Below are 6,981 nucleotides of genomic sequence, written 5' to 3' on the forward strand. Positions count from 1 at the left end.
CTTACGAACGCGAAGAGGTTTTAGTACATGTTTTTTCAACCTGAGTTCGACAATTAATTCGCAGCGGTGCTAATTGTCGACGTAATTTCCAGGTTGGTTTAATCAGCTTTAATGGACAAGTCCGTTTACGTGCCACAATAAAATATAAACTACCCACTGCAGATAACGGTTCCGATAAAACATGTTCAAGCCATGCTGCACAAGCAAGGTGCCGAGTAGCGGGGACTATCGCAAACGTTTCTTGATACACCACTTCATAGTTGAGTAACCGTAACCAATCATTAATTCGAAACGGTAAATACATCTTACCCGTCCACGGTGCTTGACGGCGATTCCATGGTAATAACCCTCGTAACCCTAATAGGCTCAATGGGTTATTACCACTTAATACTAAGTAGCCATCATCAACCATCACGCGATCGATCTCACGTAATAAGCCATGAGGATCTGCCGCATAATCTAATTGATGCATTAATAAACATGCATCAAATGATTTTTCAATAAAGGGTAATTCTAAAGCATCTGCCACAATTGTGCGTTGAGGGCTGAATTTATCAACACAAATTTGATGTTGAATATTACAATGGCTACTGGTCAGCTCTGCACTGAGGCCACCAAGCTTTAACATGTGATAGCCGAATAATTTAGGGCACCACTCATCAAGTCGTGCCTGTAATAATTCTGCTACCCATTCACCATTGATCACATTCGACCATGTATAAGGAACTTCAATGTGTGTTACTGTACGCGCTGGCTTCATAAGATACTGCTCAACACCTGATAGGGCTGGAGACAAAATTCATGTTAACTGTTAAAAGCATACCCGCATTTAAAGACAATTACATCTGGCTGATTCAAAACCCAGACAATCATTGTGTCGTTGTTGATCCTGGGGATGCCACGCCGGTTCTTGAGGCAATCGAAAGAGACAATTTAATTCTAGATGCAATCCTCATCACTCACCATCATCATGATCATGTCGGTGGTATTAGTGAATTAAAACGTCGATTCCCTGCTACCAAAGTCGTTGGCCCCAATGATGAACCTATTCCCGGTATCACTCGCCCAGTAGAAGATGGCGATCAAGTTGATATCTTTGGCGAACGTTTTATGGTGCTGAGTGTACCCGGGCACACTTTAGGTCATGTCGCTTATGTTGGTGATGAAAAACTGTTTTGTGGCGATACATTATTCTCAGCTGGCTGTGGTCGTATCTTTGAAGGTACTCCCGCACAAATGTTTAATTCCTTGCAAAAAATAGCCTCATTACCGGATGAAACTAACATCTATTGTGCTCACGAATACACCGCTGGTAATCTTGCTTTTGCCTTAGTTGCAGAACAAGATAATGCGCACTTACAACGCTACCGTGATCAAGTGAATCGTCTGCGCGCCAATGGTCAAAGCACTTTACCTACCACTCTAAGTAATGAAAAACTTATTAACCCATTTTTACGTTGTGACCAGCCAAGTATTAAACGCTCAGTTGCTGATAAAGCGTACGATAACTCAGATATTGAGACATTTGCGGCACTTCGACGTTGGAAAGACGAGTTTTAACGTTTCTCCCCTTGTAACCAAGGTGGTTGGGCAAGTATTATCACCAACCATTTTGGCTACAAACGACTGTCATGAAATTCAAAATTCTTTTAGCAAGTGTGCTTGTTATCGCAGGTTGTCAGACAACAAAAGAGACAACGCAGGCCGATACTAACCAACCAAAAACTGTCGTTGAGCAACCTACTAACACTCCAGTTGAAACTGTAGTGCCGATTGTTCCTGTCATCAAAGAAACACAACCTGTTGTGGCACACCTAACGCCTCAACAGCAGCAAGATGTGTGGAATCGCATTGCGATGCAGATCACCACTAAAATCCCTAATAACAAACGTGTTCAATATTACCGTAACTGGTATTTAAAGAACCCGCGCAACCTTGAAATTATTGCTCAACGTGCTCAACCTTTCCTGTACTACATCACGGAACAAGTTGAAAAACGAGGTATGCCGCTAGAACTGGCTCTTTTACCTATTGTAGAAAGTTCATTTGATCCACATGCATACTCAAGTATGGCAGCAGCAGGCCTATGGCAAATTATTCCCGACACCGGTCGTCGTTTTGGCTTAAAACAAAATAGTTGGTATGACGGGCGCCGTGATGTGGTTAAATCCACCACCGCCGCACTTAATTTACTTGAATACTTAAATAAAAAGTTTGATGGTAATTGGCAACAAGCACTCGCCGCTTATAACACCGGTGAAGGCCGCGTATTTAATGCTATTCGTAAAAATAAAGCCGCAGGTAAACCAACCGACTATTGGGCGCTTGATTTACCCAATGAAACCAGCAGTTATGTGCCTAAACTGTATGCGGTTGCTGATATTATCATGCACCCTAAAAAATACGGTTTTCACATCGAACCCATCCGTAATAAGCCCGTTATCGCTATCGTAAAACCTGGCGTACAAATGGATCTTACCATTGCGGCAGAATTTGCAGGTATCAGTACCAGCGAATTAAAAGATCTTAACCCAGCCTACCGTCGTGGTGTTACAGCACCAAATGGTCTTAATCATCTGTTATTACCAATCAACACGGTTAGTCGTTTTAAGCGTGAATTAGCCCAGAATCGTAACGCTAGCATGATGACACACCATCACCGTGTAAAATCAGGTGAAAGCCTAGGATTAATTGCAAAGCGCTACCACAGCAGCATTAAAGCAATTCAAAAAGTGAATAAGCTTAAAACTACTAATATTCGTATTGGCCAATCACTGACTATTCCAACATCGCCAATTTCATTGGTTAACCGCCAGCACCGTGCCGCTGTCCATGTGGAGGCGCAGCATTATGTCGTGCAGTCAGGTGATAATTTATGGAACATTGCTCGTAAGCACAAAACTAGCGTAGCAAAACTTAAGCAACTGAACAGCTTAAGTAAAAATGCGGTGCTACATAAAGGACAACGATTAAAAGTATCAACAGTTAGCACATCAAAGAAAACCGTCGCTAATCACAAAACTATCCATTATAAAGTACGAAAAGGGGATAGTTTAAGTGTCATCGCTCAACGTTATGATGTTTCTGTTGCTGAGATTAAAAAATGGAATAATCTGGCTAACAATAAATATATTAAGCAAGGTCAAAAACTTAAGTTAGTGATTGATCGTCGTAAGGTAAAAGCATGACGCCATCTAAAAATCCAATTGTCGCTGTTATCGATCTTTTTCGTTCACCTATAGAATGCTTTGCTGCTATCTATAAAAGACCGAAATGGGCAATTTTACCCTATTTAATGATTATTCTTGGATCATTCATTTTGTGGGGCAGTTACTTTAACCATGTCGATATGCCGTGGCTGCAACAAACAATACAAGCGCAACTAGGCAATCTTGGTGACAATGCACAACAAGCTTGGTTAACGCGAGAAGTATTACTTGCAGGTGAAGTATTTAGTGATATCACCGGCCGAACAGCGGTGATTTTTGTACTGGCGTTATGGTTAAAATTAGCCACTAAAAGTAGCCGTCATCAGCACAGCTATGGAAAATGGCTTGCAGCGGCATGTTTTATTATGTTGCCATCGTTTATCGGTGACATTGCGAGCTATATTAATATTGTGTTTAACACCAATACTATGTTGCCGAATGCCGCTGACTTAAATAGTATTAATGGTCTTTTAAAATTACCATTAAACAATCGCTGGGCCGCACTAGCGACTACCATGCCGTTATTAGCACCATGGTATATCGCTTTAACTTACGCCGCAGTCAGTGCATGGACAGATCTGGATCGTGCAAAAGCCATTATTGTCGCAGTGCTGCCTTGGGTGTTAACACTGATTGTATGGCCTTTGCTAATTATTTCAGCTTAGTGCATTACTGAGTGAGTTAATTTAAACGTCACTAACAATGGACTATGATCAGAAGCATCCGTTTTTGGTGCTTCTGATTTCACCAACTGCAAATCACGATAATAAAGATGATCCAGCGGCTTACCTAGCACTCGAACTCGCTGATCATTATGGTACTGCACCTCTTTTAGCCCCAGCGAATGTGCAAAAGATCTAACCACTTTAATCCGCGCTTTACGCCACGTATTAAAATCTCCCGCTAATATAATTGGCCCTTGGTGCTGTTCTAATACTGTTTTTAAACTGTCTAATTGCTGCTGATATTCATTTAAGCCAATGGCAAAATTAACCCCGTGAAGATTAACCACCGCCAGCGTTTGACCGTCAGATAGTGTAAATTGCGATAATAACGCAGATTTAGGCAAGCGTAACCATGGTTCCATTGCCAAATAAGCACATGTTTGACGTGAAGATACACGCGATAAATTCATTACACCTGCGGGCGTATCAAGAAAGCGAAACGCATTTGCCATTCTTACCTGCCAATGGTTCGCATCTAAATAATTTTTCAGATCAGTGTTTAAACTCGCTTCTTGCAATAACACCAAATCACTTTTCTGAGTAAACCCTTCTAATGCTTGACGCCAATTAGGACGTTGTTGCTTATAGATATTCCATACAGCAACGGTCAGTACGCCATTATTATCGAGCGGTGGCGCAATTTCACTTTCAATACAACGATAAGTGAAATGTGGGGCAAAAACTTCATTGGTCACTTCAGGTTGCATTGTTACATCAAACGATGAATTAAATGCCCCTAACCCCAACGCGCCAGCCACGACACCTAAACCAGCAACCACTTTTGTTTTTGTTCTGCGTGCCATAATAGCGCCTACATAGACAACTTAGCCCATTAGATTAATGGGCTAATGTCATTATAAAATTAAAAAGAATAAAATCAGAAAAGAATAGCGGTAGCCTAATAATGTTGACCATTATCGTAATAAGCTGCAGGTGTCAGCGCGGTAAAAATAACAGCGACATCTTGATTTTTATCGTCAACCGCAGTCCTTATAGCTGCAGTAATCACTGCTGCAACATTATCTTGAACCTCTTGACCACGATCAAACCAAAACACTTCAATAAACGGATAAGCATCAGACACTTCACCATCAAGGATAAATGAAGCAGGAATATGCTCTAATGTAAAATCTTCACGAGGGCATGCCATTAATGGCTGTAAATCATCAACTAACGCTGTTGATAGCAGCTTTACGGTATCAAATGCAATCGCACGAAAACGAAGATGTGGCATAAAAACTCCCAAAAATTGACTATTTACTCTACTACATTACCACTTAATAATGTTCAACCTCTGTTTTTTATTGTTAGTAATCTTTTTCGAGGTATTCCGTTAACATCATGATGGTAAATAAAGTGTCGATTTAGCCCTATTTTTTTAGTGAATAAAAATTGAAAGACCATAGTTATAATACGCAGTCATCACACTTAATAAGTGCCTTTTAATACATCAATTATAAACCTTTACTATTTGGGGTAACAGTCCATTGTAGCAACCTCAACCCTCGAGTTTACAGTTATAAATTGCTTAAATATGACCAAAACTAGGGTATTCAATCAGTTAACGCTTGGAAATTTTCGGTATGGCGAATCCGCTGCTCTGCCAGTTACGGCCACACCTAATCTACTACAATAATGCAGACGTAAAAAAGCCCCGACATTACTGTCGAGGCTTTCTTTAATATGGCAGGGGTGGAGAGATTTAAACTCCCAACACGCGCTGATTTTCGGAATAGCGAATCCGCTGCTCTGCCAGTTACGGCCACACCTAATCTACTACAATAATGCAGACGTAAAAAAGCCCCGACATTACTGTCGAGGCTTTCTTTAATATGGCAGGGGTGGAGAGATTCGAACTCCCAACACGCGGATTTGGAATCCGCTGCTCTGCCAGTTGGAGCTACACCCCTGTAGTTATTTTAAAGACTTAACTCTGTCTTAAATAAATGGCGGAGTGGACGGGACTCGAACCCGCGACCCCCGGCGTGACAGGCCGGTATTCTAACCAACTGAACTACCACTCCGCAGTGTCTATTCAGCATAAATGCAACTTGTTGTCTCTACCTTTATAAAAAGATAAAAACGAAATTGAAGCCTGGCGATGTCCTACTCTCACATGGGGAGACCCCACACTACCATCGGCGCTATTACGTTTCACTACTGAGTTCGGCATGGGATCAGGTGGGTCCATAACGCTATGGTCGCCAAGCAAATTCTGGTTTATTTATTGTCTTATGACAATAAATAGCAATCTGGGAAAATCTAACTAGTTGTTCTCAACACGCATTCAAGCGTTTGTAGAGTCCGTCTCTTCTCTTATGAGAAGGAAAACCCCTTGGGTGTTGTATGGTTAAGCCTCACGGGCAATTAGTATCAGTTAGCTCAATGCCTCGCAGCACTTACACACCTGACCTATCAACGTTGTAGTCTTCAACAACCCTTTAGAGACCTTAAAGGTCTAGGGATGACTCATCTTGAGGCTCGCTTCCCGCTTAGATGCTTTCAGCGGTTATCGATTCCGAACTTAGCTACCGGGCAATGCATCTGGCGATACAACCCGAACACCAGCGGTTCGTCCACTCCGGTCCTCTCGTACTAGGAGCAGCCCCTCTCAATCATCCAACGCCCACGGCAGATAGGGACCGAACTGTCTCACGACGTTCTAAACCCAGCTCGCGTACCACTTTAAATGGCGAACAGCCATACCCTTGGGACCGACTTCAGCCCCAGGATGTGATGAGCCGACATCGAGGTGCCAAACACCGCCGTCGATATGAACTCTTGGGCGGTATCAGCCTGTTATCCCCGGAGTACCTTTTATCCGTTGAGCGATGGCCCTTCCATTCAGAACCACCGGATCACTATGACCTGCTTTCGCACCTGCTCGAATTGTCATTCTCGCAGTCAAGCGGGCTTATGCCATTGCACTAACCTCACGATGTCCGACCGTGATTAGCCCACCTTCGTGCTCCTCCGTTACTCTTTGGGAGGAGACCGCCCCAGTCAAACTACCCACCAGGCACTGTCCGTAACCCCGATAAGGGGTC

At 42.6% G+C, this 6,981-nt stretch carries 6 protein-coding genes, 2 tRNA genes and 2 rRNA genes; 3 read left to right on the forward strand and 7 right to left on the reverse strand.

Going from position 1 to position 6,981, the window contains the following annotated elements; translation table 11 throughout:
- Position 1: 1 nt before the first annotated feature.
- The gene (locus CZ809_RS13660) at positions 2 to 760 is read right to left on the reverse strand and encodes a class I SAM-dependent methyltransferase (protein ID WP_080158147.1); all 759 of its coding nucleotides are present in this window, start codon (positions 758 to 760) and stop codon (positions 2 to 4) included.
- 41 nt (positions 761 to 801) lie between these two features.
- Here CZ809_RS13660 and gloB point away from each other — a divergent pair, with 41 nt between their 5' ends.
- From gloB to CZ809_RS13675, 3 genes are all read left to right on the forward strand, one after another.
- On the forward strand, positions 802 to 1,560 hold the full coding sequence (gloB, locus tag CZ809_RS13665) for a hydroxyacylglutathione hydrolase (protein ID WP_080158148.1): 759 nt from the start codon (positions 802 to 804) through the stop codon (positions 1,558 to 1,560).
- 71 nt (positions 1,561 to 1,631) lie between these two features.
- Positions 1,632 to 3,188, forward strand: a complete 1,557-nt coding sequence (locus CZ809_RS13670; RefSeq protein ID WP_080158176.1) for a LysM peptidoglycan-binding domain-containing protein — start codon at positions 1,632 to 1,634, stop codon at positions 3,186 to 3,188.
- On the forward strand, positions 3,185 to 3,874 hold the full coding sequence (locus CZ809_RS13675; protein WP_080158149.1) for a Yip1 family protein: 690 nt from the start codon (positions 3,185 to 3,187) through the stop codon (positions 3,872 to 3,874). The genes CZ809_RS13670 and CZ809_RS13675 overlap by 4 nt, the downstream gene beginning before the upstream one ends.
- Here CZ809_RS13675 and CZ809_RS13680 read toward each other — a convergent pair.
- From CZ809_RS13680 to CZ809_RS13705, 6 genes are all read right to left on the reverse strand, one after another.
- Positions 3,871 to 4,737 (reverse strand): endonuclease/exonuclease/phosphatase family protein, encoded by an 867-nt coding sequence (locus CZ809_RS13680; RefSeq protein WP_080158150.1) that lies wholly within the window; start codon positions 4,735 to 4,737, stop codon positions 3,871 to 3,873. The genes CZ809_RS13675 and CZ809_RS13680 overlap by 4 nt on opposite strands.
- A 95-nt stretch (positions 4,738 to 4,832) precedes the next feature.
- The gene (locus CZ809_RS13685; RefSeq protein ID WP_080158151.1) at positions 4,833 to 5,168 is read right to left on the reverse strand and encodes a DUF1904 domain-containing protein; all 336 of its coding nucleotides are present in this window, start codon (positions 5,166 to 5,168) and stop codon (positions 4,833 to 4,835) included.
- Positions 5,169 to 5,767: 599 nt separating this feature from the next.
- Positions 5,768 to 5,844: transfer RNA gene (locus CZ809_RS13690), tRNA-Trp, on the reverse strand.
- A 37-nt stretch (positions 5,845 to 5,881) separates the two neighbouring features.
- Positions 5,882 to 5,958 (reverse strand) — tRNA-Asp (locus tag CZ809_RS13695).
- Positions 5,959 to 6,027: 69 nt separating this feature from the next.
- Positions 6,028 to 6,143: ribosomal RNA gene (gene rrf / locus CZ809_RS13700) — 5S ribosomal RNA — on the reverse strand.
- A gap of 137 nt (positions 6,144 to 6,280) precedes the next feature.
- Positions 6,281 to 6,981: ribosomal RNA gene (locus CZ809_RS13705) — 23S ribosomal RNA — on the reverse strand; the annotation flags it as partial.

Source organism: Photobacterium piscicola (genome assembly GCF_900166965.1).
GTDB lineage: Bacteria > Pseudomonadota > Gammaproteobacteria > Enterobacterales > Vibrionaceae > Photobacterium > Photobacterium piscicola.

Bases quoted from the DNA above. Each gene is read 5' to 3' on its own strand.
- CZ809_RS13660 (WP_080158147.1), bottom strand. From the start codon at position 760: ATGAAGCCAGCGCGTACAGTAACACACATTGAAGTTCCTTATACATGG.
- gloB (WP_080158148.1), top strand. From the start codon at position 802: ATGTTAACTGTTAAAAGCATACCCGCATTTAAAGACAATTACATCTGG.
- CZ809_RS13670 (WP_080158176.1), top strand. From the start codon at position 1,632: ATGAAATTCAAAATTCTTTTAGCAAGTGTGCTTGTTATCGCAGGTTGT.
- CZ809_RS13675 (WP_080158149.1), top strand. From the start codon at position 3,185: ATGACGCCATCTAAAAATCCAATTGTCGCTGTTATCGATCTTTTTCGT.
- CZ809_RS13680 (WP_080158150.1), bottom strand. From the start codon at position 4,737: ATGGCACGCAGAACAAAAACAAAAGTGGTTGCTGGTTTAGGTGTCGTG.
- CZ809_RS13685 (WP_080158151.1), bottom strand. From the start codon at position 5,168: ATGCCACATCTTCGTTTTCGTGCGATTGCATTTGATACCGTAAAGCTG.